At 57.4% G+C, this 25,518-nt stretch carries 28 protein-coding genes; 16 read left to right on the top strand and 12 right to left on the bottom strand.

All coding sequences use genetic code 11. The features are described 5' to 3' along the window. The first annotated feature begins 13 nt into the window (after positions 1 to 13). From ABLN94_RS00810 to ABLN94_RS00825, 4 genes are all read left to right on the top strand, one after another. Positions 14 to 1,510: an aldehyde dehydrogenase gene (locus ABLN94_RS00810; protein ID WP_352988258.1), complete on the top strand. Its 1,497-nt coding sequence runs from the start codon at positions 14 to 16 to the stop codon at positions 1,508 to 1,510. Between the two features lie 25 nt (positions 1,511 to 1,535). After that, the gene (locus tag ABLN94_RS00815) at positions 1,536 to 2,474 is read left to right on the top strand and encodes a LysR substrate-binding domain-containing protein (RefSeq protein ID WP_352988260.1); all 939 of its coding nucleotides are present in this window, start codon (positions 1,536 to 1,538) and stop codon (positions 2,472 to 2,474) included. A gap of 125 nt (positions 2,475 to 2,599) precedes the next feature. Further along, positions 2,600 to 3,748, top strand: a complete 1,149-nt coding sequence (argE, locus tag ABLN94_RS00820; RefSeq protein ID WP_352988262.1) for an acetylornithine deacetylase — start codon at positions 2,600 to 2,602, stop codon at positions 3,746 to 3,748. An 8-nt stretch (positions 3,749 to 3,756) separates the two neighbouring features. After that, complete coding sequence (locus ABLN94_RS00825; protein ID WP_352988264.1) at positions 3,757 to 4,017, top strand: CBU_0592 family membrane protein; 261 nt, start codon at positions 3,757 to 3,759, stop codon at positions 4,015 to 4,017. A gap of 17 nt (positions 4,018 to 4,034) precedes the next feature. On the opposite strand, the gene ABLN94_RS00830 is transcribed toward ABLN94_RS00825, so the two are convergent. The 5 genes from ABLN94_RS00830 to ABLN94_RS00850 form a co-directional block, all read right to left on the bottom strand. After that, positions 4,035 to 4,397: a cupin domain-containing protein gene (locus ABLN94_RS00830; protein WP_170490769.1), complete on the bottom strand. Its 363-nt coding sequence runs from the start codon at positions 4,395 to 4,397 to the stop codon at positions 4,035 to 4,037. 99 nt (positions 4,398 to 4,496) lie between these two features. Further along, positions 4,497 to 5,534: an extracellular solute-binding protein gene (locus ABLN94_RS00835; protein WP_352988266.1), complete on the bottom strand. Its 1,038-nt coding sequence runs from the start codon at positions 5,532 to 5,534 to the stop codon at positions 4,497 to 4,499. A 19-nt stretch (positions 5,535 to 5,553) separates the two neighbouring features. After that, the gene (locus tag ABLN94_RS00840) at positions 5,554 to 6,363 is read right to left on the bottom strand and encodes an ABC transporter permease (RefSeq protein ID WP_170490775.1); all 810 of its coding nucleotides are present in this window, start codon (positions 6,361 to 6,363) and stop codon (positions 5,554 to 5,556) included. A 3-nt stretch (positions 6,364 to 6,366) separates the two neighbouring features. Further along, positions 6,367 to 7,296: an ABC transporter permease gene (locus ABLN94_RS00845; protein WP_170490779.1), complete on the bottom strand. Its 930-nt coding sequence runs from the start codon at positions 7,294 to 7,296 to the stop codon at positions 6,367 to 6,369. Then, the gene (locus ABLN94_RS00850; protein WP_352988269.1) at positions 7,296 to 8,399 is read right to left on the bottom strand and encodes an ABC transporter ATP-binding protein; all 1,104 of its coding nucleotides are present in this window, start codon (positions 8,397 to 8,399) and stop codon (positions 7,296 to 7,298) included. The genes ABLN94_RS00845 and ABLN94_RS00850 overlap by 1 nt, the downstream gene beginning before the upstream one ends. A 471-nt stretch (positions 8,400 to 8,870) precedes the next feature. Here ABLN94_RS00850 and dusA point away from each other — a divergent pair, with 471 nt between their 5' ends. Genes dusA through ABLN94_RS00870 form a run of 4 tightly spaced genes read left to right on the top strand, consistent with a single transcriptional unit; the run spans position 8,871 to position 12,273 of the window. Beyond that, entirely contained in the window at positions 8,871 to 9,866 is a 996-nt protein-coding gene (dusA, locus tag ABLN94_RS00855) for a tRNA dihydrouridine(20/20a) synthase DusA (protein WP_417750492.1), read from the top strand. 39 nt (positions 9,867 to 9,905) lie between these two features. Continuing rightward, complete coding sequence (locus tag ABLN94_RS00860) at positions 9,906 to 10,730, top strand: sulfite exporter TauE/SafE family protein (protein ID WP_352988271.1); 825 nt, start codon at positions 9,906 to 9,908, stop codon at positions 10,728 to 10,730. Further along, the gene (locus ABLN94_RS00865; protein ID WP_352988273.1) at positions 10,727 to 11,509 is read left to right on the top strand and encodes a hypothetical protein; all 783 of its coding nucleotides are present in this window, start codon (positions 10,727 to 10,729) and stop codon (positions 11,507 to 11,509) included. Before ABLN94_RS00860 ends, ABLN94_RS00865 begins: the two co-directional genes overlap by 4 nt. Positions 11,510 to 11,544: 35 nt before the next feature. Continuing rightward, on the top strand, positions 11,545 to 12,273 hold the full coding sequence (locus tag ABLN94_RS00870) for an STAS/SEC14 domain-containing protein (RefSeq protein ID WP_352988275.1): 729 nt from the start codon (positions 11,545 to 11,547) through the stop codon (positions 12,271 to 12,273). A 250-nt stretch (positions 12,274 to 12,523) separates the two neighbouring features. On the opposite strand, the gene ABLN94_RS00875 is transcribed toward ABLN94_RS00870, so the two are convergent. From ABLN94_RS00875 to ABLN94_RS00890, 4 genes are all read right to left on the bottom strand, one after another. After that, the gene (locus tag ABLN94_RS00875) at positions 12,524 to 12,757 is read right to left on the bottom strand and encodes a DUF1289 domain-containing protein (RefSeq protein ID WP_352988277.1); all 234 of its coding nucleotides are present in this window, start codon (positions 12,755 to 12,757) and stop codon (positions 12,524 to 12,526) included. 16 nt (positions 12,758 to 12,773) lie between these two features. Further along, a complete protein-coding gene (ruvX, locus tag ABLN94_RS00880) occupies positions 12,774 to 13,238 on the bottom strand; it encodes a Holliday junction resolvase RuvX (protein ID WP_352988279.1) in 465 nt (154 codons plus the stop codon). Further along, the gene (gene ccmI / locus ABLN94_RS00885; RefSeq protein WP_352988281.1) at positions 13,235 to 14,455 is read right to left on the bottom strand and encodes a c-type cytochrome biogenesis protein CcmI; all 1,221 of its coding nucleotides are present in this window, start codon (positions 14,453 to 14,455) and stop codon (positions 13,235 to 13,237) included. The genes ruvX and ccmI overlap by 4 nt, the downstream gene beginning before the upstream one ends. A 74-nt stretch (positions 14,456 to 14,529) precedes the next feature. Next, positions 14,530 to 14,652 carry a hypothetical protein gene (locus ABLN94_RS00890; protein WP_352988283.1) on the bottom strand — a complete coding sequence of 41 codons (123 nt, stop codon included), beginning with the start codon at positions 14,650 to 14,652 and terminating at the stop codon, positions 14,530 to 14,532. Here ABLN94_RS00890 and ABLN94_RS00895 point away from each other — a divergent pair. From ABLN94_RS00895 to ABLN94_RS00910, 4 genes are all read left to right on the top strand, one after another. Continuing rightward, complete coding sequence (locus ABLN94_RS00895) at positions 14,651 to 15,895, top strand: sarcosine oxidase subunit beta family protein (protein WP_352988285.1); 1,245 nt, start codon at positions 14,651 to 14,653, stop codon at positions 15,893 to 15,895. The genes ABLN94_RS00890 and ABLN94_RS00895 overlap by 2 nt on opposite strands. 76 nt (positions 15,896 to 15,971) lie before the next feature. Next, positions 15,972 to 16,301 carry a sarcosine oxidase subunit delta gene (locus tag ABLN94_RS00900; protein ID WP_352988287.1) on the top strand — a complete coding sequence of 110 codons (330 nt, stop codon included), beginning with the start codon at positions 15,972 to 15,974 and terminating at the stop codon, positions 16,299 to 16,301. Positions 16,302 to 16,344: 43 nt separating this feature from the next. Beyond that, positions 16,345 to 19,359, top strand: coding sequence for a sarcosine oxidase subunit alpha family protein (locus tag ABLN94_RS00905; RefSeq protein ID WP_352988289.1), 3,015 nt, complete (start codon positions 16,345 to 16,347; stop codon positions 19,357 to 19,359). Further along, on the top strand, positions 19,352 to 19,918 hold the full coding sequence (locus tag ABLN94_RS00910) for a sarcosine oxidase subunit gamma (protein WP_352988291.1): 567 nt from the start codon (positions 19,352 to 19,354) through the stop codon (positions 19,916 to 19,918). Before ABLN94_RS00905 ends, ABLN94_RS00910 begins: the two co-directional genes overlap by 8 nt. A 51-nt stretch (positions 19,919 to 19,969) precedes the next feature. Here ABLN94_RS00910 and ABLN94_RS00915 read toward each other — a convergent pair whose 3' ends face one another. Together ABLN94_RS00915 and ABLN94_RS00920 are read right to left on the bottom strand one after the other, a co-directional pair. Beyond that, positions 19,970 to 20,362: a hypothetical protein gene (locus tag ABLN94_RS00915; protein ID WP_352988293.1), complete on the bottom strand. Its 393-nt coding sequence runs from the start codon at positions 20,360 to 20,362 to the stop codon at positions 19,970 to 19,972. A gap of 100 nt (positions 20,363 to 20,462) precedes the next feature. Further along, a complete protein-coding gene (locus tag ABLN94_RS00920; RefSeq protein WP_352988295.1) occupies positions 20,463 to 21,224 on the bottom strand; it encodes an FkbM family methyltransferase in 762 nt (253 codons plus the stop codon). A gap of 100 nt (positions 21,225 to 21,324) precedes the next feature. Here ABLN94_RS00920 and ABLN94_RS00925 point away from each other — a divergent pair, with 100 nt between their 5' ends. From ABLN94_RS00925 to ABLN94_RS00935, 3 genes are all read left to right on the top strand, one after another. Next, positions 21,325 to 21,924 (top strand): superoxide dismutase, encoded by a 600-nt coding sequence (locus ABLN94_RS00925; protein ID WP_352988296.1) that lies wholly within the window; start codon positions 21,325 to 21,327, stop codon positions 21,922 to 21,924. A 4-nt stretch (positions 21,925 to 21,928) separates the two neighbouring features. Then, positions 21,929 to 22,810, top strand: a complete 882-nt coding sequence (locus tag ABLN94_RS00930) for a metallophosphoesterase (protein WP_352988298.1) — start codon at positions 21,929 to 21,931, stop codon at positions 22,808 to 22,810. A gap of 209 nt (positions 22,811 to 23,019) precedes the next feature. Next, positions 23,020 to 23,478 (top strand): host attachment family protein, encoded by a 459-nt coding sequence (locus tag ABLN94_RS00935; RefSeq protein WP_352988300.1) that lies wholly within the window; start codon positions 23,020 to 23,022, stop codon positions 23,476 to 23,478. 33 nt (positions 23,479 to 23,511) lie between these two features. Here the strand turns inward: ABLN94_RS00935 and ABLN94_RS00940 are convergent, their stop codons facing one another. Beyond that, on the bottom strand, positions 23,512 to 24,063 hold the full coding sequence (locus ABLN94_RS00940) for a TIGR00730 family Rossman fold protein (RefSeq protein WP_352988302.1): 552 nt from the start codon (positions 24,061 to 24,063) through the stop codon (positions 23,512 to 23,514). Positions 24,064 to 24,189: 126 nt separating this feature from the next. Between ABLN94_RS00940 and ABLN94_RS00945 the strand changes: the two genes are divergently transcribed. Next, entirely contained in the window at positions 24,190 to 25,467 is a 1,278-nt protein-coding gene (locus ABLN94_RS00945; protein WP_352988304.1) for a LysM peptidoglycan-binding domain-containing protein, read from the top strand. Positions 25,468 to 25,518: the final 51 nt, after the last annotated feature.

Here is a 25,518-nt window from a genome sequence, read left to right on the forward strand (position 1 = left end):
AGGGAGAGACACCATGTTGGACTATTCACACGAAGATTGGAAAAGCCGCGCTGCGGGTTTGTCATTTCGCGGGCAGGCTTTCATCAACGGCAAGTTTGTCGATGCCGCGTCAGGTAAAACCTTCGACAGCATCAACCCGGCCACCGGAGCGGTTTTGACCCCGGTTGCCGAATGTGATGAGGAAGATATCAACCGCGCCGTGTCCGCAGGCCGCGCCGCATTTGAAGACGGACGCTGGTCGCGTATGGCGCCGGGGGATCGAAAGGCGGTGATGCTGAAACTGGCAGAACTGATCCGCGAAAACCTTGAAGAGATGGCGCTTTTGGACAGCCTCGACATGGGCAAATTGGTGACGGATGCCGCTACCATCGACGCCCCCGGCTCGGCGCATTTCTTCCAATGGTATGCCGAGGCGATCGACAAGGTGTATGACGAGGTCGCTCCCACCGGACCCGGTGATCTGGCGCTGGTTAGTCGCGTTCCTTTGGGCGTCGTCGGTGCGGTGACGCCCTGGAATTTCCCGCTGGACATGGCCACGTGGAAAGCGGCCGCTGCGTTGGCGGCTGGCAACTCGGTTGTGTTGAAGCCGGCCGAACAGTCGCCTTTGTCTGCGTTGCGACTGGCGGAACTGGCGGCTGAGGCTGGTATCCCGGATGGGGTTTTCAACGTTGTGCCGGGTTTCGGCGTCACCGCTGGTCGGGCGTTGGGGCTGCACATGGACGTGGATTGTCTGGCCTTCACCGGTTCGACCGCCATCGGCAAGATGTTCATGCAATATTCGGGGCAGTCGAACCTGAAACAGGTCTGGCCGGAAACCGGAGGAAAAAGCCCCAATCTGGTCTTTGCCGATTGCGAAAAATTGGATACCGCCGCCGACATGGCCGCCTTTGGAATCTTCTTCAATCAGGGCGAGGTCTGCTCGGCAAACTCGCGGCTGTATGTGGAGCGTTCGATCAAGGATGCGTTTGTCGAAAAACTGATCGCCCGTGCGCAAGCGACCCAACCGGGTGACCCGCTAAATCCCAAATCAAAAATGGGCGCGATCGTTGATGAGAAACAAACGCAGGGCATCATGCGCTTTGTCGAAGAGGGCAAGAAAACTGCAAATCTGGTGACTGGTGGAGAGCGCGTCACGGTTGATGGCAAAGGTTGCTTTGTTCAGCCGACAATCTTCGACGATGTAAAACATGACAACCCGCTGGCTCGGGACGAGATATTTGGCCCCGTTCTTTCGGTTATCTCCTTCGACACCGAAGAGGACGCGGTGCGGATGGCGAACGACTCGATCTACGGGCTCGCTGCGTCGGTCTGGACTGACAACCTGTCCCGCGCCTGCCGGGTGTCGGACAAGCTGATGGTCGGAACCGTATCTGTGAATACGGTAGATGCCCTGTCTGCCCAGACACCGTTTGGCGGCATGAAACAGTCCGGCTTTGGGCGCGATTTGTCATTGCACTCGCTTGAAAAGTATACTGCTTTGAAGACCACGTGGATCAAGTACAAGGCTTGATCCGCGACCAAGCGGAGATGCGCCATTGCCTTTCAGATACACGCTGCGGCAGCTTGAATATTTTGTGGCCGTCGGAAAGGCAGGCAGCATCGCTGCCGCCAGCGACAAGCTGAACGTGTCATCGCCGTCGATCTCGGCAGCGATTACCCAGCTTGAGGTCGAGTTCGGTGTCAGCCTGTTTGTACGTGAACATGCCCGCGGTCTGTCGCTGACCAAAGCCGGGCACAAATTCATGGAACGCACAGAGTTCGTGCTGCGAGAGGCCGAATTGCTGGCTACGCTTGCAGGGGAAATCACCGGCAAGGTTCAGGGCGTGCTTTCAGTTGGATGTTTGGTGACCTTTGCGCAGATCATCTTGCCGGGGCTGCGGCGGGAGTTCGAGAATATCTATCCCGAAGTCCGTATTGAACAAAGGGAACTCAATCAGGCCGAAATCTTTAGTCAGCTGCGCCGGGCTGAATTGGATATTGCCTTGACCTACGACCTGGATATTCCTGCGGACCTCGAATTTCGGGCTCTGCACGCGCTGCCCCCCTATGTAGTTCTGGGTAAGGACCATCCACTGGCCGACCGGTCCGAGTTAGCAATCGCTGACCTTCAGGATGATCCGATGGTGCTGCTGGATCTACCCTTCAGCGGCGAGTATTTCCTGTCCTTCTTCCGCGAAGCGAATATCAAGCCGAACATCGCGGAACGAACGGCGGATATGTCGGTCATGCGTTCTCTGGTCGCCAATGGATTCGGGTTTTCGATCGCAAATATACGGCCCATCAACGCACTTTCGCCTGATGGTAAGAAACTGATCTTTGTGCCGTTGGCGGGCGATCTTAGACCGATGAACCTGGGTCTGCTCAGCGCGCGGAGCGAAAATGAAACGAACACAAAGAAAGCCTTTGTCGAACACTGCGAACAAGCGGTGAAATCGGGCACGCTGCCTGGACTGTATGTTGGCACGAAAGCTTAAAGCGGCTTCGGCTTCTCCTAACCCGTGCTTCGCTATTCTCGGATTTATGTTTTTCGTGCGTGGTGTAGGCTGATCACCAAGCATGGATGCGCACGAGATTTAGCGGTTAAGCAGGCTCTACTCTAATGACAGAAACCCTTGATATTCTGGAAAAACTGGTTGGCTTCGATACCGTCAGCAAAAACTCCAATCTGGACCTCGCTGCTTATGTAGAAGAGTTTTTGGAAGCGCGTGGTTTTGCCGTTCATCGCATCACCGATCCCGGCGGGGAAAAGACTGGACTGTTTGCGGAAAAGGGGCCTGACGGCGAAGGGGTGCTGCTGTCCGCACACACCGATGTTGTGCCCGTTGAAGGGCAAAGCTGGACTAAAGACCCGTTTCGTCTAACCCGTGAAGGCAACCGCGTTTACGGGCGCGGTACGACGGATATGAAAGGGTATGTGGCCTCTGTCATGGCGCTGGCTGATCGAGCTGCCGGTGCGAGCTTGCGCGAACCACTCAAGATTGCACTGTCCTATGATGAAGAGGTGGGCTGCGTCGGAATTCAGCACATGCTGGATCGATTGGCCCCGATGCTTGGCCAACCTCGAGCCTGTTTTGTGGGCGAGCCTACCGAAATGCGGGTGGCTATCGGGCACAAAGGTAAGGCTGCGTTGCGCGCCGTGTGTCATGGGCAAAACGGGCACTCCGCTCTGGCTCCAAAATTCGTCAACGCGCTACATTTGGCTACTGATTTCGTTGGGGAACTGCGACACCTGCAGAAAACCTATGCGGACAGCGGAAACAGCGACCCGGCTTATTCAGTGCCGTATACGACCTTCCATGTGGGAATGTTGTCGGGCGGCAAAGCGTTGAACATTGTACCGGATCGAGCCGAGTTGACCTTTGAATACCGCCATCTTGCGTCGGATCACGGTAAAGACATCCTGCGTCAGATACAGGATGCGGCGGGCAGGGTAGGCGCAAAGTACAATGACATCTGTACGGAAGCCCGTGTCGAGGTCGAACAGTATAACGCTTACCCCGGGTTAGATGTCGCTGAATCCGACGCGGTGATTGGCTATGCCCAGAAACTGGCGCAGAGCAACGCTACCACCAAGGTTGCCTTTGGGACTGAGGCCGGTTTCTTTAGCGAATTGGGCATCCCCACGGTTGTCTGCGGGCCGGGATCAATGGAGGGGCAGGGCCATAAGCCGGATGAATACTTGGAGATCGGAGAACTCAGCGCCTGCGACGCTATGATGGACCGTATTCTCGAAGACATCAGCAACTGAAGCCGATCATGACCTTGCTTCAAGACCTCACTTTCGTTGATGGCCTCGGCATTCTGGGGTCGGCGATCATCATCTGCGTCTACTACCTGGCCACCCGCAATATCCTTCCTGCCGACAAAATCGCGTTCAATGCGTGGAACATCGCGGGGGGATCATTGGTTATGCTTTCTCTGATCTACAGACCCAATCCGGGCGCCATCGTGATGGAGGTCATGTTCCTTGGCATCGCCTGTCTGGCGGTACTCCGTAATCTGCGCGGCGCAAAGTAACTCGCACCGCGCCTCCGTTATGCTGCAATCATATAAAACTTGCGCAGTGTCTGCGTGATTTCCCAGGTGCATGGTGTGCCCTTGGGAATGAAAAACGTGTCCCCGGCACCAAACGTCTGTGCCGATCCGTCCGAAGCGGTCAAGGTAACTGACCCCGAGATCACGGTCATCATCTCGTCGACGGGATAGGCCTCGATGACCTCGCGACAAGGGGCGCATTCCCAGACCCCGGTCGAGATTTTCTCGTCTGTGCTCTCGAAAAAGCTGCTGATAGTCTCGGTCTTGTCATCCGTGGTGAAATCACTTTCCGCCACCAGGGATGACGGAACAAAGCCGGTTTCAGGGTTCCCGTCGGGTAGTAGGTGAAGTGGTTTTTTCATCTTGCTGTTTCCTTCTGTGCGGTCACTGTGGCCATGAAAGAAAAAAGCCCTCCGGGCAGCCGAAACTGGACCGGAGAGCCACTATTCAGAAGAACAGGATCACTTCTTCAAGTTGGTCCAGATCTGGTCGTAGACGGCCTGAACTTCCTCCTTGCATACCTCGATAAAGACACCCGGGCCCGCATCTGCGTGGGGGTTCTTTTCAGGTTGGGCCGCCAGCGCCGGGTCCAAGAAGCTTTCCGTACCGGTCACGCCTGCATTGTATTGCGCAAAGTTGGTGACGGCCGCGATGTTTTCAGGTTCCAGCAGGAAATCCATGAAGATCAGCGCATTTTCGCGGTTAGGTGCATCTTTCAGCAGAACAACATTGTCCATCCACGCGATATAACCTTGCGTCGGATAGGCATATTCCACATTGGCGCCTTCTTCGCGTGCCTTGGCTGCAAACCCGTCGTAGATTTGACCGACGGCGGCATCACCGGACACCAGTACTTCTTTTGCGGTATCCGAGTTGAAAGACGCCCAATGCTGTTTGGCCTCTTGCAGCATGGCGTTCAGCGCCTTCAGCTGCTCACGATCAGTCGAACATTGCGGGATGCCCATGTGGAGTGAGGCCATCGCCATCACCTCACCCTGGCTGTCCAGCATGTTGATGCGGCCCTGCAGTTCAGCCGGAGGGTTAAACAGAATGTCGGTGGTCTGAATGTCACCGTCATAGGCATCACGGCTCACGGCAAAGCTGGTTGATCCCCACTGATACGGGATCGAAGATTGCCGCCCCGGGTCAAAATTGGGGTCTGCCCATTCTGGCGCGATGTTACCTTTGTTTTTCAGCTCGCCGTCAGTGATCGTATCCAACATGCCTTCCTCGGCCATGATGGCGACCATGTAGTCGCCCGGCACCGAAACGTCATAGGTGCCGATGCCGCCTGCCTTTAGCGACGCCAGCATCGCCTCGTTGGAGTCGTAAGTATCCATTGTGACGTTGATGCTGGTTTCTTCGGTGAATTTTTCCAGCAACTCCTGCGGAATGTATTCAAACCAGTGGTATATGACCAATTCGCCCTCGGCTGCAGCTGCGTTGGCTCCTAAGGTCAGTGCTAGGGCGGCAACGCCGCTTTTCATCAAGTGTTTCATGTGTCTCTCCGTCTGTTGGTTATTTGGTGTTGTCAGACTTGCTGACAAAATAGCTGATCGTGACCATGACGATGGACACGCTCAGCAACATGGTCGAAATCGCCATGATATTGGGCTTGATCCCCTGCTTGACCGAGCCAAAGATCGCGGTAGGCAGGGTTTCGACGCCTGCGCCTTTCACGAAGTTGGTGATAATGAAATCATCCAGACTGACGATGAAAGCCAAGAGGAAGCCCGAGATGATACCGGGCATCATCAAAGGCAGCAGGATCTTGGTGAACGCTTGCCTTTTGGTCGCATAGAGATCCAGCGCGGCTTGTTCGTAACTGTCCTCGATGCCCTGCATCCGCGCCGATATCGGCAGGTAAGCAAAGGGGATGCAAAACGCGATATGGGCCAGCAAGATCGTCAGAAGCCCGCGCTCAAAGCCGATCGAGTTGAAAAAAATCAGGGTTGCGACAGCCAAGACAATTTCCGGGACCATAAGCGGCAGGCTGATTAGCCCGAAAGAAACAGTGCGAAAGCGGAACCTGCCTCCGCGCACCATGCCCGTCGCCGCCAGTGTTGCGATCGTCGTTGCAACGGTTGCGGCAACAATTGCGATGAAAAAGCTGTTCTTGGCGGCCGTCTTGAACTTCCCGCTCTCGGGGCCGGTGAAGACGTCTGCGTACCAGCGCAGCGAGACCCCCTCCCAGTTTGTCAGGGATTGCGAAGCGTTGAAGCTGTAGATAGTCACGACGACCAGAGGCGCGTACAGCACAACCAGACAGAGCAGGGTGATGGCCTTGAAGCCAGTGTAGGACTTGATGTTGAATTGCTTGCTTGCCATCGGTCAGCCTCCTGCCTTGTCGGCTTTGGCCTGCTGCCGGGCCGAGAACATCAGGATGATCAGAACCATTGTCAGCAGGATCATCGAGGCCGCCGCCCCAAATGGCCAGTTACCCGCGTTGCCCTTGAATTGTTCCTCGATAAGCGACCCGATCATGAAATTCTTGGCGCCACCCAGAAGGTCAGGTGCAAGGAATGACCCCATCGAGGGTACAAAGACCAGAATGCATCCTGCGAACACACCCGGTTTGACGGCAGGCAACAGGACACGACGCAGTGTTGTCCACTTGCTTGCATAGAGATCGGCCGCTGCCTCAGACAGGGCAAAGTTATAGCGTTCGACAGCCGCATAGATCGGCAAGACCATGAAGGGCAGGTAGGAATAGAACAGGCCAAGCTGTACGGCAAAGTTGGTGTTCACGATATGCAGAGGGCTGTCGATCAGGCCGATACTCATCAGAAAATCGTTCAGCGGACCTTGATCGCGTAGCAAGAATTTCATCGAAACGGTCCGGATCAGCAGATTCACCCAGTAGGGAATGGTGATCAGAAACACCCAGATCGGGCGCATATTCTCAGATCTGGTTGCAATGAAATACGCCGTCGGGAACCCGATCAACAAGCTCAGAAGCGTTGCCGCCCCCGCCTGCCAGATCGACCGCCAGAAGATGGTGATATAGGTCCACTCGATTTTTGGAGGATCGTCCCCGAACAACCCACGATCAAAGAAGAATTGATCGTAGGCTGCCAGAGAGAATTCCCAGATCACGCCGCCACGAAACTCTTTCGTCAGGAAAGAGTAGATCAGCATCATAATTACCGGGGCCAGAACCAGAATGGTCAGTGTTACCCAAGCCGGTAGCAACAGCCATGTACGGGCCTCTTTATAAGTGTCTGTCGTGGCGCTGCCGCCACTTGCCGCACCCGCCGCCATCAGTCTGCCAGGAGGCGCGCGGCCCCCAGCTCCATGTTGACAAACATCTCGGTGCCTGGCTCGAAGATGCGTTTATTACCACGATCCGAGTTCGACGTGCGCACGACGAAGTTTGGGCCGTCCTGCAGGTCTACGATCGTGGTTATGTCGGTGCCGACAAAAATGTTCTCTTTGATCCGCCCTTTTAGGCTTTCGGTTTCGACGGGAGAGTCAGACATGTAGAGCCGTTCCGGACGGATCGACATGTGGACTTTAGACCCAACGCCAATCCCCTCGACAGCGTTGCAAGTCAGCTCGTGTCCCCCCCCGAGATGGCACGTCGCGCGGCCACTCTCGATCCCGTCGACTGAAACTTCCAAAAGGTTGGTCTCGCCGATAAAGTCGGCAACGAACATATTATGCGGGCGCTCATAAATATCGGTCGGCGTGCCAAGCTGTTGCATCTCACCCGCCGACATCACCGCGATGCGGTCAGACATGGTCAACGCTTCTTCCTGATCGTGCGTGACGAAGATGAAGGTGATCCCGGTTTCGCGCTGCAGATGCTTCAACTCCAACTGCATCGCTTTCCGTAACTTGAGGTCCAGCGCCGACAACGGTTCGTCCAACAGCAGAACCTTCGGCCGCGGTGCCAAAGCACGCGCCAACGCGACACGCTGCTGCTGGCCCCCGGAAAGCTGGCTGGGTTTGCGCGCAGAAAACTGGCTGAGTTGCACCAGTTCCAGCATCTCCCCCGCTTTTTTAAGCGCCTCGGCTTTCGATGTTCCGCGCATTTCCAACCCGAACGCCACATTTTCGAGAATAGTCATGTGAGGAAACAGGGCATAGTTCTGGAAAACCGTATTCACCGGCCGCTTGTTCGGCGGCAGGTTTTCAATCTCATCGCCAAAGAGGAAAATCGCCCCTTCGGTTACATCCTCAAACCCGGCGATCATGCGTAACAGAGTTGTCTTGCCGCAACCGGATGGGCCTAGAAGCGTAAAAAACTCATTGTCCATGATTGACAGAGAGATCTTCTTTAGCGCGGTGAAGTCACCATAGCGTTTAACCGCATCCCGTACGTCAATCGCGATTTGTTGTGTATCGGTCAAACTCGCCTCCATATTCACCGCGAAGTCACTGTCGGGTATATACGGGCCGTGCGGTCCTCTTAAGAATTGACTTCCTCATCAAACATTAGGATTAGCCTAATCATTTAATTTTAGACATTAAAATCAAAGCATTGGCGCGTATTGGCCTGGTTTTACGGGGGAAGGAAAATACTACATCTTAGATGTTGAATTAACGTCGTTCTGTCTTTTCCTGAAGGGGTCCCCAAGCCTTTATCCATATCCCAAAGGAGTTTCTCGCCGGAGGGCGCGCGTGCCCCACGCGGGTTTGGTCGAAAACTCCCGAAATTTGCATAACGGCAGAAAACAGGTTTTCAGGGGGTCGGAAACCGCTTCATGCAAGCCGCTGTTCGTGCACTCTGGATGTGATACACCGGAGCACATTCGAATCGAAATCCGTGGAAATGAGACAATTTTCCACAGGATTTTGCTGCAGGTTGCTTGCAGGTGTATGGAGCGAACGTTTTGAACTATAACGCACAATTGGCAGCGCGTTTAAGCGTGGCACCGATGATGGACTGGACGGATCGGCACTGCCGGTACGTGCACCGGCTGCTGAGTGGTCAGACGTTACTCTACACCGAGATGGTGACGGCCCCTGCGTTGGTGCGTGGTGGGGCGATGCATCTGTTGGACCACAGCCCCGAAGAGCATCCGGTTGCGCTGCAACTCGGCGGGTCGGATCCGCATGAACTGGCGCGGGCGGCGCGGTTCGGAGCGGATGCGGGCTATGATGAAATCAACCTGAACTGCGGTTGCCCCTCAGATCGTGTGCAATCCGGTACGTTCGGAGCGGTACTGATGAAAGACCCGGCCCGGGTCGCCGAATGCGTGGCCGCGATGCGTGAGGCGACCGACGTCGAGGTGACTGTGAAGTGCCGTATCGGTGTGGATGAACAGGAGCCCGAAGAGGTTCTGCCTGCGTTTCTGGAACACATCCGCGCCGCTGGATGCGAACGCGTGACGATCCACGCGCGTAAGGCGTGGCTGCAAGGGCTCAGCCCCAAGGAGAACCGGGAAATCCCACCCTTGGACTACGATCTGGTGCACCGGATGAAAGCGGCGTTTCGCGATCTGCATATCTCGATTAACGGTGGGATTACTTCATTGGATCAGGCGCGCACGCATCTTGAGGCTGGGCTGGACGGTGTCATGATCGGGCGCGCAGCCTATCACCAGCCGACCGACATTCTAGCTGGGGCCGATCCGTTGATATTTGGAACCGGGCAGGCCGCGGACCCAATTGAAGTTGTTCAAAAAATGGTGCCCTATGTCGAACGTCACCTTGTTAGTGGGGGGCGGTTGCACCAGATCACCCGTCATATGCTGGGCCTTTTCGCCGGACGCCCTGGTGCGAGAGCATGGCGGCGGTCTTTGTCCGAGGGTGCGGTGCATGAGGGAGCAGGCCCTGAAGTGATGCTGCAGGCGCTGGAAAAAGTTGCGCCTCTGGCCGAGGTCTGAAGGAACTAAAATACGGCCAAGGGCCGGTATGGGGGAAAGATGCCCGAGGCGATGTTGTTGGCCCAGATGCTGGGCCTTTTGCTTGTAATCGGGGCGCTGGCCGGAGTTTTGGCCGGATTGCTGGGGGTTGGCGGGGGCATCGTTCTGGTGCCTGCGTTTTTCTATACCTTCCAGACCCTCGGCTATGGGGGGCCACAGCTGATGCAGCTCTGTCTGGCAACCTCATTGGCGACGATCATCGTGACCTCGATGCGATCCGTTCTGGCGCATAACAAGAAAGGCGCGGTGGATTGGGATATCCTGCGCGGCTGGGGGCCGGGGATCGCCATCGGTGCGATTATCGGCGTGACGGTGGCCTCGGCATTGCGGACCGAGGCTTTGCAAGCGTTGTTTGGCATTCTGGGGATGGTCATTGGGGCCTATCTTGGACTGGGCAAATCCGAGTGGCGACTGGGCGATGCCATGCCAAAGGGCGTCCGACGGGCGGCGCTGTCCCCCTCGGTGGGCTTTCTCTCGGTTCTCATGGGGATCGGAGGCGGCAGTTTCGGTGTGCCGCTGATGAGCCTGTTCAACACACCCATTCACCGCGCCGTCGCCACCGCTGCGGGGTTTGGCGTGATCATCGCGGTGCCGTCGGTGCTGGGCTTTCTGTTTTTGGATATTGCACCGGAACACCGCCCTCCGCTGACCATCGGTGCGGTCAATCTGGTCGCGTTTGCTATCGTCGTCGCCATGACAATGATTACAGCGCCGTGGGGGGTGAAACTCGCCCACGCAATGGACCCCAAGCCTCTGAAGCGCGTCTTTGCGGTGTTCCTGACGCTGGTGGCTCTGAACATGCTACGCAAGGCGCTGGGCCTGTGAGTGACTTTCACGATAAGGGCTGGATCAAATTTCCCTACGATCCAGTGTTGGCAGAGTGGGTGGAACATGCTCTGCCCGCGGCTCGTGCCTCAGTCACTGATCCCGCCCACGCCCAATGGTTGGATTGCGAGGGAACGTGGTTCATCGGTGTCGATGCGCTGGACAATGACTCTCAGGGCAGGGTGGGGCAGTCTGGTGCGTTGTCCGGGCAGGCCATGCGTTTCGTCACCGAACAATACGGAGAGTTGCCACTGCACAAGGGGCAGGTCTCGGTGATCTATCCCGGCTATCCTCGCCCTCGAAAAGGCGAAAGCGAAAGTGCTGGGCGGTATCGGTTAAAAAGAGATGCAGCCCATGTAGACGGGCTGCGACCGACAGGACCGGATCGCCGACGGCGAGTGGATGAGCCCCACGCATGGATTTTAGGTGTTCCATTGAACGATGCCAGCGAAGACGCCGCCCCGATGGTGCTTTGGGAAGGCAGCCACAAAATCCTGCGCACCGCTTTCAAAGGCGCACTTCTTGGCCATCCCCGCGACAGCCTGCATCAGGTCGACATCACGGATATCTATCAGGCTGCCCGCCGAGAGGTGTTCGACACCTGCCCACGCATCGAATTACCCGCCAAACCCGGCGAGGCTTATCTGCTGCATCGCCACTGCTTGCATGGGGTTGCGCCTTGGGGCGAAGGAGCATCAGCCGGACCGGATGGACGAATGATTGCCTATTTCCGCCCTGAATGCGCAGGGGGAGTAGCCGAATGGATCGAATCTGCCTAACCTCCTGCCATTGTTAAGATTTGGAGGTATTTCGGATGATTACGGTTCACACAAATTCCGACGGTGCGCTGATCGAGGTCGAATTATCCGGCGAGGTGACCAGCAGTGACTACAGCGAAACTCTTGTCCCCGCAATTGAGGCCGCGCTTGCGGACCATGACACGGTGCGTCTGCTGGCCGTCGTGCAACCCGAGTTCAAGGGATACGATTTGGGGGCGGCTTGGGCAGATACGAAACTGGGCCTCAGCCATTGGCGCGGGTTCGACCGGATCGCAGTCGCGGCGGATCAAGGTTGGGTGCAGACCAGCATTCGTCTGGCAGCTCCGATTCTGCCATGCCCCGTGCAGGTTTTTGAACTTTCAGAACTGGAAGCAGCCCGTCGCTGGATTCGAGAGTCGCTGGGCGCCATACACGTAATTGATCTGGGCGGTTCCTGCGTTCAGGTCAGCTTGTTGGGAAAACTGGACCCTGAAGAATACGGTCACGCCGAAGTAGACCTTGACAACTTGCTGGTGGGCAAGGACGGGTTCCGTCTATTGGTCGACCTGCGGGAGTTTGACGGCTGGCAAGGGTTGACGGCCTTGGCATCACATTTCCAACTGGTCCGAAAACATGTCGGTTTGCTGGATCGTGCGGCCATCGTGGGGAACAAAGCTTGGCAACACATGGCACGGAAGGCTGCCAGTCACATTCTGGGCACTAGGACCCAGTTCTTTCCCTCAGACGAGATCGAAAACGCAAAGTCCTGGCTCGCCGCCGGCTAAGAAGAGTGCGTACCTTTCCGTTTACGTAAGGTTACTTGAGGGCAAGGGTAATTGTTATTGATTGAGTGGTCAAAAAAGCCCTACACATTGATTGTTCTTCCGTCCAACCACTGCGGAAGATGAAGATGCTGAAGCGCGCCGCTGTGGGTTACCACTCACTCACCACAAGTGTTCGAACTTGTTCCCCCCTCGAAGTTCATACCAACCTGCAGCGGCGCAGGTTTAGACCGAACAGCGTTGAGAAAAAGTTTTAGGACTTGTTCATGCGTGCAGCGCGTCCGCCCCGTCGTTTAGACAGTTGTGGTGCGCGCGAGGGCAGGTTTTCCATGATCTCGGCCCGTTCACCGCTGTCCATTTTGGACCACCGCGTGATCTCGTCGATCGTGCGATAGCAGCCGGTGCAGATGCGTTCGGTCGGATGCACGACACAGATCTGGACGCACGGGCTTTCGACCTCGTTCCTTTTCCAAACCATGTTTGTCATCGACGTACTCCGTCCGTTACAGGAAGCGCATCCTATCCAACGCTCCCTGCAGAATATAGCCAGCGGCGACGTGATCGATAACCTGTCCGCGACGTTTTCGTGTCGTATCCGCCTCAAGAAGCGCCTTTTCAGCCGCAACCGTGCTGAGGCGTTCATCCCAGAAACCAATGGAAACTTCGGTCAGGCGCGACAAATTGCGGGCAAATGCACGGGTCGATTGACAGCGAGGGCCTTCGGTTCCGTCCATGTTTTTCGGCAGGCCCAAAATGACGCCGCCGATCTCGCGGTCGGCAATGATCTCAAGCAGGCGGGCGGAATCCAGGGTAAATTTCTTACGCCGCACGGTTTCCAGAGGACTCGCCACGCCGCGCATAAGGTCCGAGACCGCGACGCCGATGGTCTTCTCGCCCAGATCCAGCCCCATCAGAGCGGTCAAAGGTGGCAGCGCCGCCGCGAAGTCTTCGAACTCGTCGTGGATCATTGTGCGATCCCGGCCTGCAAGGCGGCTGCGTCGATCATCTCCAACGCGTCGGGATTTCCGGCAAAGACTTCCATGGCCTCATTCTTGACGTCGATGGCACGCTGGCCTTCGCCCAGAACGCCGAGCGCAGCGATCAGGCGGGCCCAATCCTCGGGCGATCCGCCTTCGGAGGCCAATCGGTCTGACAACTGGTTGACCATGCCTTTGATCATCTCTTGGCGTTCTTCCGGGGTCATCGCAGCGGCCGCATCTACGTCATCCTGACTGGGGCCGGAGGCAGGCGGGATGTTCGGCGCGTTGAACACGCCAGCGCGGAAGGCCAATTCGTCCAATTGCGCGCGAATGGCGTCGCCCCACGGCGCACCAGCCGGAGCGTCACGCAGCGCATCGACCCAGATTCGGTAACCAACATCTGGACGACCGATCTGAACCATCATCTGACCCAGATAGTATTGCGCCGGGCCATGGCGCGGATCGCGCCGCAAGGCCTGCCTCAGCGCCTCTTCCGCCTCGGGCGAGACATAACCGCCCACGGACAGGATCATCATCTCGGCCAGATGCGAATAGGCATCCGCCGGAGCGGCGTCGCCAGACAGTTCGATGACGCGCTGTTGCGCTTGATACGCGGCGGGGTAATTGCCCGCGTTTGCCTCGTGTTGCGCCAGAAGAATGTGGCCCTGAAGATCGTCTGGGCGCGCTGCAACAGTGTCGCGCAACTGATTCAGAAGATTGGCATAACTCTCATCAAGCTCCGGCAATTGCGTGGGTGGAGCAGCTGCTTCGGCTTCGGCCTGGGTTGGACGTTCCGCGCGCAGGGCCTCGGCGCGCTCCAACCGTTGGGTCAGGGGCTGATCCGGCAATCCGGCGGCCCCCATCTGGCGATACAACCCAACGGCGCCGCCTACCACGATGAGGGCAATGGCGGCAAAGGCGGCCACGGTGGCCCAGCGAGGAGGTCCGGCTTGTTTGGTGCTGGCCTGCATCTGAGCATCAGCGGCCAGAATACGACGTGAGATTTCTGTACGCACCCGGTCTGCGTCGGCTTCGCCGATGACACCCCGGGCCAGATCCCGATCAACGCCCGCCAATTGTTCGCGATAAACGCGTAGGTCATAGGCGGCCGCGGGCTCGCGTGTTTTGCGTCCTCGCAGCAAGGAAAAGCCCAATATAGCTGCGATCAGCAGCGCGCTAAGAAGTGTTACGACCAGGAACGACATGGAATCTCCGCTATGGCTGCCCTGACTTAGACCTGTCGGCGAGCCGAAAAAAGGGACAAATGGCCGCGAGGGCTTCACATCTCGCAATAATGGACCCCATGTCGCAATAGTTCGATATTGTGGCGTTGTCCGGCAGGGCTAAACTGTTCCTGCACGGCATACCTGCGCCAATCACCGAACCGGATGGATTCGCTCATGAAACATTACTCAGCCTTTGCTGTCGCGCGGGAGGCCCTGCGCTATCACACCGGATGGGAGCGCGCGTGGCGCTCACCCGAACCCAAGAAGAAATACGACGTCATCATCGTTGGTGCCGGTGGCCATGGTCTGGCCACTGCGTATTATCTTGGTAAGAACTACGGCATTCAGAATGTTGCCGTCATCGAAAAAGGCTGGCTGGGCGGTGGTAACACCGGCCGGAACACGACCATCATCCGGTCGAACTATCTGCAGGATCCGTCGGCGGCGATCTACGAAAAAGCGCGAAGCCTCTACGAAGATCTTAGCCAGGACCTGAACTACAACGTCATGTTCAGCCCGCGCGGCGTCATGATGCTGGCGCAAACCCAGCATGAAATTCGCGGCTATCAGCGTACCGCCCACGCCAACGCACTGCAGGGCGTGAAGACCGAATGGATCACGCCCGAGCGTGTCAAGGAGCTGGTGCCGATCATCAACCTGGACGGACCACGCTACCCAGTTCTGGGTGCGCTGTGGCAGGAGCGGGGCGGCACCGCGCGTCACGATGCGGTGGCTTGGGGCTATGCCCGCGCCTGTTCTGCGATGGGCATGGACATCATCCAGCAATGCGAAGTCACCGGCGTCCGGTCCGACAATGGCCGTGTGATTGGCGTCGACACCACCAAAGGTGCCATCGACTGCGACAAGCTGGGCATCGTGGTTGCTGGCCATTCCGGTCAGTTGGCCGAGATGGCAGGCTTCCGCTTGCCGCTTGAGGCGATTGCGCTGCAGGCGCTGGTATCCGAGCCGATCAAGCCTTGCATGGATGTTGTCGTGATGGCCAACACCGTACACGGATATATGTCTCAGTCCGACAAGGGCGAGATGGTGATTGGCGGCGGCACCGACGGTTTCAATAACTTCACCCAGCGCGGCAGCTTCCATCACATCGAGGAAACCGTCCGCGCGCTGGTCGAGACCTTCCCGATGATCTCGCGCCTGAAGATGCTGCGCCAGTGGGGCGGGATCGTGGATATGACCGGCGACCGCTCGCCCATTCTGTCGAAAACACCGCTGCAGGGCTGCTTTATCAACGGCGGCTGGGGTACCGGTGGCTTCAAGGCGATCCCGGGTTCCGGTTGGGGCATGGCTCAGTTGATGGCCACAGGTCATTCACCGCTGACCGAAGCCTTCTCGATGGACCGCTTCAAAGAGGGCCGCTTTATCGACGAAAGTGTCGCCGCCGGGGTGGCTCACTAAGGGCTCTGCCCGAGGTGGCCAGCTAACAGAATTCAGGTCGGCCCAAGCGCCGACCAACCGCCAAAAGGATGACCATATGCTGATCCTGAATTGCCCGTATTGCGGCGTCGATGCCGAGGAAACTGAACTGTCGGCCGGTGGCGAGGCGCATCTGAAGCGTTTCGGCCCGGGATCGTCGGATGACGAATTCCACGACTATCTGTTTATGCGCGAAAACCCCAAAGGCGTTCATTTCGAACGTTGGCGCCACAGCAATGGCTGCGGCAAGTGGTTTCACGCCGCGCGCTGCACCCAGACGCTTGAGGTATTCGGAACCTATTCCGCCCAGACCACCGAGCCGCCCCAAGAAATCAAGGACGCGATCACTGCAAAGCGCCCTGGCTGGACGTGGAGAGAGTTCAAATGATCCGCGCCGCCATCTGTAATCCCGCCTGCGAAAGGTCCGCAACATGAGCACCCGTCTCGCAAAACAAGGCCGGCTGATTGACCGGTCGAAACAGGTCACCTTTACCTTCAACGGCACCTCGATGCAGGGCTACGAGGGCGACACGCTCGCCTCGGCCTTGCTGGCCAATGATCAGATGATGGTTGGCCGCTCGTTCAAGTACCACCGTCCGCGCGGAGTTGTCGCCAGCGGCGCCGAAGAGCCGAACGCTCTGGTTGGTCTGGGGCAGGGCAACCGGTTCGAGCCCAACCAGCGCACCACCACCACCGAGTTGTTCAACGGCCTGACCGCGATCTCGCAGAACCACTGGCCGAACCTGGAGTTTGACATCGGTGCGGTGAACACCGCCTTTGCGCGGTTCCTGCCTGCCGGTTTCTACTACAAGACGTTCATCCACCCGAAGCCGTTCTGGAAACACGTCTACGAGCCGTTCATCCGTCAGTCCGCCGGTCTGGGCAAAGCGCCCGACAAGGACAGCCGGGATGCAGATACCTACGAACACTTCTATGCCTTCACCGATGTGCTGGTGATCGGCGGCGGTGTCGCAGGCCTGCAAGCTGCTAAAACGGCAGCGCAATCCGGTGCCAAGGTCATGCTGATCGAGCAGACCGCGCACTGGGGTGGCCGTGCGCCAGTTGATGGCGGCACCATCAACGATGAGCCTGTGGATAAGTTCGTGGAACATTTGGTTTCCGAATTGGAGACAATGGACAATGTCACGATGCGCACGCGCTGCATGGGGGCGGGCGTCTATGACCACGGTTATGTGCTGGGCTATGAGCGTCTGACCGACCACAAACCGGGCACTCAAGGCCCACGCCATCGCCTGTGGCGTATCCGCGCCAAGCAAGTTGTGACAGCCACTGGTGCAATCGAGCGTCCTCTGTCCTTCGCGGGCAACGATGTGCCGGGCGTGATGCTGGCCTCGGCCATGCGCGATTACGTGGTGAACTGGGGCGTGACCCCGGGCGAGCGCGTGATCGTTGCCACCAACAACGACGACGCCTATCGCACCGCGATTACCCTGAAGCAGGCTGGTGTTGACGTTCTGCGCGTGGTTGACGCGCGTGCCGCTGCTGGCCCACTGGCCGAAGAGGCACGTCAGCTTGGCATCCGTGTTGACCCCGGCAAAGCCATTGCCAAGGTCAAAGGTGGAAAGCGCGTCAAAAAGGTTGCGATCTGCAATCAGGAAGGCGTCGGTGGCGCTCGCGAAGAGGTTGATTGCGACGCGGTTGCCATGTCGGGTGGCTGGTCGCCGGTGGTGCACATGTGGTCCCATTGCGGCGGCAAGCTGATCTGGGATGAGGCAAATGCCCATTTCCGTCCCGATCCCGCCCGTCCACCTCTGGGCGCTGACGGAGAAGGGTTCGTTCTGGCCGCAGGCAGCTCGAATGGTCCGCTGGACTTGGGTGAGGTTCTAGCTGACGCGCATGCCTCAGGTAAAGCCGCGGCCAAGGCGGCGGGTTTCAAACCTAAGAACACCAAGGCGCCGCAGGGTGAAACCACGGCAGAGGCAGCGATGGAGCCGGTCTGGCTGATGCCCGCCAATGCCGAAGTCCAGCTGCGCATGAAATCCTGGCTGGACTTCCAGAACGACGTCAAAGTTTCTGACGTCCAGTTGGCCGCGCGCGAAGGCTATGAGAGCGTTGAGCACACCAAGCGTTACACCACGCTGGGTATGGCGACCGATCAGGGTAAGTTGAGCAACATCAACGGTTTGGCGATTCTTGCTGACGCGCTTGATGCTGAAATTCCCAAGGTCGGCACAACCACCTTCCGTCCGCCTTATACGCCGATCTCGCTGGCCTCGATTGGTGGTGAAGCGCGTGGCGAGGTGTTCCAGCCGATCCGTCAAACACCGATGCACAACTGGCATGACAAGAACGGCGCCGATTGGGAGCCGGTCGGCCACTGGCGCCGGACCTATGCCTATGTGCGTCCCGGTGAGTCCGTCCATGACGCGGTGAACCGCGAGGTGAAAAACACCCGTGAAAACCTAGGCCTGCTGGACGCGTCGACGCTGGGCAAGCTGATCGTTAAAGGCCCGGATGCCGGTAAGTTCCTGGACATGCTGTACACCAACATGATGTCCACGCTGAAGGTTGGCAAATGCCGCTATGGCCTGATGTGTTCAGAAAACGGCTTCCTGATCGACGACGGCGTTGTCGCCCGGATCGACGAGGATACCTGGCTCTGCCACACAACCACCGGCGGAGCGGAACGTATCCACGCTCATATGGAAGAGTGGCTGCAGACCGAGTGGTGGGACTGGAAAGTCTACGTCGCCAACGTGACCGAGCAATACGCTCAGGTCGCCGTGGTCGGCCCCAACGCCCGCAAGGTGTTGGAAAAGCTGGGTGGCATGGATGTCAGTAAAGAGGCCCTGCCGTTCATGGAATGGCGCGACGGCAAGATCGGCGAGTTCGATTGCCGTGCATACCGTATCTCGTTCTCGGGTGAGCTGTCTTATGAAATCGCTGTTCCTGCCAGCCAGGGTCAGGCATTCTGGGATGCTTTGATGGAAGCAGGCAAGGAGTTCGGCGTGATGCCATACGGCACCGAATGTCTGCACATCCTGCGGGCCGAAAAGGGCTTTATCATGATCGGGGACGAAACCGACGGCACCGTGATCCCGCAGGATCTGGGGCTGCACTGGGCGCTCTCGAAAAAGAAAGAGGACTACCTCGGCAAACGCGCACATTCGCGTACCCACATGGCCGATCCTGAACGCTGGAAACTGGTGGGTCTCGAGACTGTGGATGGTTCTGTCATTCCCGACGGAGCTTACGCAGTCGGCGAGGGCGTCAACGCCAACGGCCAGCGCAACATGATCGGGCGCGTGACCTCGACCTACTATTCGGCCAATCTGGGCAAAGGCATCGCCATGGGCCTGATCAAACACGGCCCCGATCGCATGGGCGAGATTGTCGAGTTCCCAGGAACCAACGGTAAAACCTACAAAGCCAAGATCGTGGACCCGATCTTCTATGACAAAGACGGGGAGAAGCAGAATGTCTGAACCCATCAGCGCACTGAACCATGCCAGCTATGAAGGCATTGCCAAGGTCGAGGAATGCGGTCTGCAGGGTATGATCACCCTGCGCGGTGATCTGTCCGACAAGGTGCTGGCCAAGGCCGTCAAAGACGCGACCGGGCAAAAAATACCCGGACAGCGTGAGGCACTGGTAAACGGCAATACAGGTGTTTGTTGGATGTCAACTGACGAACTGCTGGTGCTTGTTCCTTACGCCGAGGTCGAGGCCAAACTGGCCGCGATGACCAACGCCCTCAGTGGCACTCATGCGCTGGCGGTCAATGTGTCAGACGCACGGGCGGTGTTCCGCATCTCGGGCGCCAGCGCGCGGGAAGTTCTGGGTAAGCTGGCTCCGGTAGAGCTTTCGGCAGAGGCCTTTCAACCAGGTCAAATCCGCCGTTCGCGCTTGGCACAAGTTGCGGGCGCGTTCTGGATGGACGACGCCGAAACCTTGCGCGTGGTCTGCTTCCGATCGGCGGCGGATTACGTCTTTAACCTCCTCAAGGTTGCGGCGCAGCCGGGCAGTGAGGTTGGTGTGTATTGAAGCCAGAAGGCAAGTGAAATTGCAGCGACCCCAGAGTGCTGGGGTCGTTTTCTAGTTTCTGAGATGGCATTTACCCGTCCCTTTGGGGCGATCGGAAAAGCTTACGGTCGAGAACCGTCCTCTGACTTTAAAGTTCAGAGTTTTCGGATCTAGACGCGCTGAATAATACACTCGCAATTCTCCATAATAGCCCGTATCGGTATCTGCTTCCCACGACAGTTGATATCTTTGTTTCTTGTCGATCTTTACGTCCGCTGGCACTTCTCCGATCAAGTAGTTCTTTACTCCAGCGAGCCCATTCGCGGGATCAACAGCAACATAATACTGTTTCGTAATCCATCCATAGTTTGTGCGCCTGTCTATTATGCATTCGTATTGGATAAAATCGGCAACTGCATCTTGAGCAATAAATATGGTCGCTATAGCCAAAAAAAGATGTTTCATTTGATCTTGTTTCTTTTTGAGTTCAACGAAGATTATGCAATGAGTCCGTCAAATACTTCAATTAGCAAAACACGTTTTGCGGGAACTTAAAAAAAATTTTCTATTTTTGCAAAAGAACTGTTTGAAAGCTAGCTAACGCCTCTGGGTGCAGCAGTGACTCAGCCCTGATAGGCTGCAAATTGTCGTCGCAAATGTTTGAATAGAATCCTAGTTGGTTCAAGAGGTCGCTCAGCCGCTGATGCCTTTCCTGAACTGAAAACAGAGGTGAGTGAAGTGATAGCAACAGCGTTGGTTGGTGAGCCCGCAGCCACGTTAAAAGCGTTGGCAGAACGAAAAACTCCGCCCCTTCAATATCCATCTTGACCAGCGATACTTTGGACAGGTCATTAGTGGCCTCAAACTGGTCCCACGCAATAGTCAACGCATCGGTGCCGTGCGCTCCGTCATGCAGTAGAGAACTGGTGGAATCACCCGGTTCTCCGCGGACCGACGCCATGCGGGCCACGCCGAACTGATCCGACAGCGCCACTCCAAAGGCCGAGACATTGCGGATTTTGTTCAAGTCCAAATTCCAGGCAAGATGCCTAAAAGCAGTTGGATCAGGCTCGAAACACCAGACATGGCGGGCGCGGCGCGCGGCATAGAGGACAGTGGGGCCGATCCAGGCACCGATATCCAGGTAATCTCTGTCCGGCGATAGGTATTTGTCCAATACGGCGAAGGTTTCAGGCTCCCACGCGCCCGCAGACGCCTTGCGCCAGAATTTCGAATGATAGGGGTCCAGCCGAAAAGGCTCGCCGTTCAGGTTGCCCGCATAGTATCCGCGAGCGCGGTAGAACATCTTGCGCGCCTGTGTCAGCATCGGCTGCCTCCGGGTTTTGTTATCTCGGCCCTTGACCTGCGGCGGCTGCCAAAGCATTTAACCTTGGGAACCGCAACTTACATTTTAACAGGGGGCCGACATGGCTTTTGAACTTCCTGATCTTCCTTATGCACATGACGCGCTGGCAGCCAAGGGTATGTCCGCGGAAACGTTGGAATATCACCACGACCTGCACCACAAAGCCTATGTCGACAACGGCAACAAGCTGATCGCTGGTACCGAGTGGGACTGCAAGTCGCTGGAAGAGATCATCGTTGGCACCTACGACGCAAACGCAGTCGCGCAGAACGGCATCTTCAACAACATCAGCCAGCTGTGGAACCACAACCAGTTCTGGGAGATGATGGGCCCCGGCGGCAACGCCATGCCCGGTGAGCTGGAAAAGGCTTTGACCGAAAGCTTTGGCTCGGTTGACGAATTCAAATCGCAGTTCAGCGCTGCTGGTGCTGGTCAGTTCGGCTCGGGTTGGGCGTGGCTGGTCAAGAACGCAGACGGCTCGCTGGCTGTCACCAAGACTGAGAACGGCGTGAACCCGCTGTGCTTTGGTCAGACCGCACTGCTGGGTTGTGACGTGTGGGAGCACAGCTACTACATCGACTTCCGCAACAAGCGTCCAGCTTACCTGTCGAACTTCCTCGACAATCTGGTGAACTGGGAAAACGTCGCTTCGCGGATGTAACCCATTGACCCGACGAGGGTTCATCAAGGGCCTGCTGGCGGTGACGCTAGCAGGCCTTTTTGCTGCTCTATACGGGTTCTTCATCGAACCTGCGTTGCGGCTGCGCGTGCGCCGGTGGCGATTGAGGCGCGCAGATTGGACTGTTGCCCCTTTGCGGATCGCCGTTCTGGCCGATCTGCATGTCGGAGAACCGCATGTCGGGCTGGACCGGATCCGTCAGGTTGTGCGGCGTACGAATGCTCTGGCCCCGGATCTGGTGCTGTTGTTGGGGGATTTTGCTGCAGGGCATAAATTTACCACCCAGCCCGTGAAGATGAGTGAATTGGCCCCGGTTTTGGCTGAATTACAGGGCAAACATGGTATTTACGCTGTGCTGGGCAATCATGATTGGTGGGATGACCTGACCGCGCAACGGCGGGGCGGCGGTCCGAACCTCTATGCCGACGCGTTGCGGCAGAACGGTATTTCGGTGTTGTCGAATGAAGCCATTAAGTTGGAGAGCCTCGGTATCTGGCTGGCAGGGCTGGAGGATCAGTTGGCCATAGTCAATGGTCGAGGGCGGTTCCGCGGACTGGACGACCTTCCTGGTACGCTGGCGCAGATCACAGATGACGCGCCGGTGGTGATGATGGCGCATGAGCCTGACATCTTTCCCAAGGTTCCGAACCGGGTGGCGTTGACCCTGTCGGGTCACACCCATGGTGGGCAGGTGCGGCTGTTCGGTTGGTCTCCGCTGGTGCCGTCCCGGTTCGGAAACCGCTATGCCTATGGACATGTGCGCGAAGACGGGCGCGATCTGGTGGTTTCTGGCGGGATTGGGTGTTCGATCCTGCCGGTGCGGTTCGGCGTGACGCCAGAAATCACTGTAATCGAACTGTCGGCCTGACCGGTGAGATCCCGCCGATTAATAAAGTTTCATATTGAGATAGGATTGTACGCCGTTCCGCAGTGCTTACCTTAGGTGTCGCGGAGGGAGAGAACCGCACACCAAATGAAACGCACTCAGGCAACGCGCCAGTTACCACTGGTCGCGTCAGGGTACTCCTACGCCTGATAAATAATGAATGGCTACTGAAGCCATTATAGGAGAGCATGATGGTTGCACTTGAACAGGGAACATGGGTTGTCATTGCCGACGGGGAAAAGGCGTTGTTTGTTGAGAACATCACCGATGCCGAAGATCCCAACCTGGTCGTTGTTTCTGTAGAAGAGCAGGATTCATTTGCCCGCCCAAACGACCGGGCCGGACGGCGTTTTGATACCGGACCAAACCAGAAGTCAGCTGTCGAGGAGCCCAACTGGAAAACCCACGCGAAATCCCTGTTCGTGCAGGATGTTGCCAATCTGTTGAACCGCAAGGGGCTTAAAGGAGCATTCAATCGGCTTGTGCTGGTCGCCAGCCCCCATGTCCTTGGGCTGCTACGCCGTCGACTTCATAGTGAGGTTCTGGCCAAGGTCGTGGCCGAAGTTGATAAAACCCTGACCAATCATCCGCTTCACAAGGTTGAGAAACTGCTGACCAGTCGTCAGACCCCAACTGCTCAGGCGGTGTAACCATAGCGGGCGGCCTTAGGCCGCCTGTCTTTTTTAAGTCAGGAACTCGCGCAGAGTGGACATTGCATCTGACGGATCTTTCACCCAAGTAATGAAATCCGCCAGTGACCCATCGGCAAACCCCTGGCCGATGACCTGCTGCAACAACTCATGCAGCGCGTCCCAATAGCCATCGACATTCATCACTAGAATTGGTTTGTCGTGCAGGCCCAGCTGCCGCCAGGTCAGGGCCTCGAACAATTCGTCCAGAGACCCCGGGCCGCCTGGTAGGACAACGACCGCGTCCGCATTCATGATCATGACCTTCTTGCGCTCGTGCATTGTCTCGGTGATCACAAAGCGTGTCAGATCGGTCTTGCCGACCTCGCGCCGCAGCAGATGCACAGGGATCACGCCGAATGTATCCCCACCGGCGGATTGCGCGGCACGCGCAACTTCGCCCATCAGGCCCACATCTCCGGCGCCGTAGACCAGTCGCCAGCCTTCCTGTGCCAACAACGTTCCAAATGTCCGTGCGGCTTCAGAATAGCCGGAATTGGCGCCATTGCGTGACCCGCAATACACACAAACAGATTTCTGAGTCATTGGAAGCGCTCTCCGGGGTTGTGCCAGGGGTTTTGACCCCTGATAGCGGGATTGATAGATTGGCTCAACCGTCAGGCGGAATGTGTTATACTCAAAGCACTTGCGCTGCGGAGTGAAAGGAAAAAGATGAACGCCGAGTCGGGAAGCAGCAGCTCTGGTACATTCTTCTGGGGGGGGATCGCCGGTATTGTGGTTTTGGCCGGGTTGGGTGGATTGTACCTGTCTGGCATGATCGGGCCCTCTCAGGAAGAGCCAGTTTCGCAGACGGATGTTGCGGTTCAAACTCAGGATGACGACACCTCACCTGAGCCGGCAGAACAACCCGCCGAGATTACCGCTGAACCCGAAGCATCTGTGGGCGACGATACGGCGACAGCAGCGCCTACGACGCCGATGGCACCGTCCTTGGATCAAATTTTTGTCGAACCGGACGGTGACGCGGTTCTCTCTGGCTCGGCCGAACCGGGGACAGAGCTAAGCGTGCTGCTGGACGGAGAGCCCGTACACAGCTTTACTGTTGATCCCAGTGGCCAGTTTGCCGAATTTCTGTCGATCCCGTTTTCAGACGATGCACAGGGCCTGACCCTGGAAACGCAGGGCGATGAGCGGGTACGTTCTGATGACTACGTGATTGCGGCGTTGCCTGAACCGAAACCCGCGGATGATGCGCTTCCCACCGCCGATACCGACGAAGGCTCGGTGTCTGAGACAGAAGTGGCCGCGGTAGAACAGGATCAGACCGGGGATCAGGCAGATGAGCCTGCTCAGACCGCAGCACGTGACGCGGTCGAGGGTACCCCGGACACACCGGTTGATACCCAAGACCAACAGGATGAAACACAAGACCAGCAAGTTGCCATCCTGCGATCCGGTCAGGATGGGGTTGAGCTTGTGCAAAAGCCGAGCGCGCAGCCGCAGGAATCGGAACAGGTTGCTCTGGACACGATCGGCTATTCAGACGCCGGTGAAGTTGAACTGACGGGCCGTGTGCCGGATGGGTCGGCTGTGCGCCTGTATCTGGACAATCAACTGGTGGATGATCTTTTCCCGGCCGAGGATGGCCAGTGGCGCAGTGAGATCGAAGGGGTCGAGCCCGGTGTCTACACGTTGCGCGTGGATGAGGTGGCATCAGACGGCACTGTAGTGAGCCGTCTTGAAACCCCGTTCAAACGTGAACCGCTTGAGGTTCTGCGCGCCGCGGAAGCACCGGATGAGCTGGGAGCGGACCCAGATGATGTGCCGATCCGGTCGGTAACCGTGCAGGAGGGCGACACGCTCTGGGCCATTTCGCGTGAGCGGTTCGGTGACGGTATTCTGTATGTGAAACTGTTCGAAGCCAATCGGGATGCGATCCGCGATCCGGACCTGATCTATCCCGGTCAGATATTTACAATCCCCGAATAAAAAATTGCCTCTGGCCCTTGTCGGGGCCGGGGTTATCTCTGACCGCAGAGC

Source organism: Ruegeria sp. SCP11 (assembly GCF_040329455.1).
Classification (GTDB): domain Bacteria; phylum Pseudomonadota; class Alphaproteobacteria; order Rhodobacterales; family Rhodobacteraceae; genus Ruegeria; species Ruegeria atlantica_E.

Coding starts and splice junctions, on each gene's coding strand:
- ruvX (WP_352988279.1), bottom strand. CDS start 13,238: ATGATCCACGACGAGTTCGAAGACTTCGCGGCGGCGCTGCCACCTTTG.
- ABLN94_RS00850 (WP_352988269.1), bottom strand. CDS start 8,399: ATGGAGGCGAGTTTGACCGATACACAACAAATCGCGATTGACGTACGG.
- ccmI (WP_352988281.1), bottom strand. CDS start 14,455: ATGTCGTTCCTGGTCGTAACACTTCTTAGCGCGCTGCTGATCGCAGCT.
- ABLN94_RS00860 (WP_352988271.1), top strand. CDS start 9,906: ATGCCCGAGGCGATGTTGTTGGCCCAGATGCTGGGCCTTTTGCTTGTA.
- ABLN94_RS00935 (WP_352988300.1), top strand. CDS start 23,020: ATGGTTGCACTTGAACAGGGAACATGGGTTGTCATTGCCGACGGGGAA.
- ABLN94_RS00940 (WP_352988302.1), bottom strand. CDS start 24,063: ATGACTCAGAAATCTGTTTGTGTGTATTGCGGGTCACGCAATGGCGCC.
- argE (WP_352988262.1), top strand. CDS start 2,600: ATGACAGAAACCCTTGATATTCTGGAAAAACTGGTTGGCTTCGATACC.
- ABLN94_RS00905 (WP_352988289.1), top strand. CDS start 16,345: ATGAGCACCCGTCTCGCAAAACAAGGCCGGCTGATTGACCGGTCGAAA.
- ABLN94_RS00925 (WP_352988296.1), top strand. CDS start 21,325: ATGGCTTTTGAACTTCCTGATCTTCCTTATGCACATGACGCGCTGGCA.
- ABLN94_RS00875 (WP_352988277.1), bottom strand. CDS start 12,757: ATGACAAACATGGTTTGGAAAAGGAACGAGGTCGAAAGCCCGTGCGTC.
- ABLN94_RS00895 (WP_352988285.1), top strand. CDS start 14,651: ATGAAACATTACTCAGCCTTTGCTGTCGCGCGGGAGGCCCTGCGCTAT.
- ABLN94_RS00830 (WP_170490769.1), bottom strand. CDS start 4,397: ATGAAAAAACCACTTCACCTACTACCCGACGGGAACCCTGAAACCGGC.
- ABLN94_RS00870 (WP_352988275.1), top strand. CDS start 11,545: ATGATTACGGTTCACACAAATTCCGACGGTGCGCTGATCGAGGTCGAA.
- ABLN94_RS00945 (WP_352988304.1), top strand. CDS start 24,190: ATGAACGCCGAGTCGGGAAGCAGCAGCTCTGGTACATTCTTCTGGGGG.
- ABLN94_RS00920 (WP_352988295.1), bottom strand. CDS start 21,224: ATGCTGACACAGGCGCGCAAGATGTTCTACCGCGCTCGCGGATACTAT.
- ABLN94_RS00810 (WP_352988258.1), top strand. CDS start 14: ATGTTGGACTATTCACACGAAGATTGGAAAAGCCGCGCTGCGGGTTTG.
- ABLN94_RS00845 (WP_170490779.1), bottom strand. CDS start 7,296: ATGGCGGCGGGTGCGGCAAGTGGCGGCAGCGCCACGACAGACACTTAT.
- ABLN94_RS00900 (WP_352988287.1), top strand. CDS start 15,972: ATGCTGATCCTGAATTGCCCGTATTGCGGCGTCGATGCCGAGGAAACT.
- ABLN94_RS00915 (WP_352988293.1), bottom strand. CDS start 20,362: ATGAAACATCTTTTTTTGGCTATAGCGACCATATTTATTGCTCAAGAT.
- ABLN94_RS00910 (WP_352988291.1), top strand. CDS start 19,352: ATGTCTGAACCCATCAGCGCACTGAACCATGCCAGCTATGAAGGCATT.
- ABLN94_RS00840 (WP_170490775.1), bottom strand. CDS start 6,363: ATGGCAAGCAAGCAATTCAACATCAAGTCCTACACTGGCTTCAAGGCC.
- ABLN94_RS00890 (WP_352988283.1), bottom strand. CDS start 14,652: ATGAGCGAATCCATCCGGTTCGGTGATTGGCGCAGGTATGCCGTGCAG.
- ABLN94_RS00835 (WP_352988266.1), bottom strand. CDS start 5,534: ATGAAACACTTGATGAAAAGCGGCGTTGCCGCCCTAGCACTGACCTTA.
- ABLN94_RS00825 (WP_352988264.1), top strand. CDS start 3,757: ATGACCTTGCTTCAAGACCTCACTTTCGTTGATGGCCTCGGCATTCTG.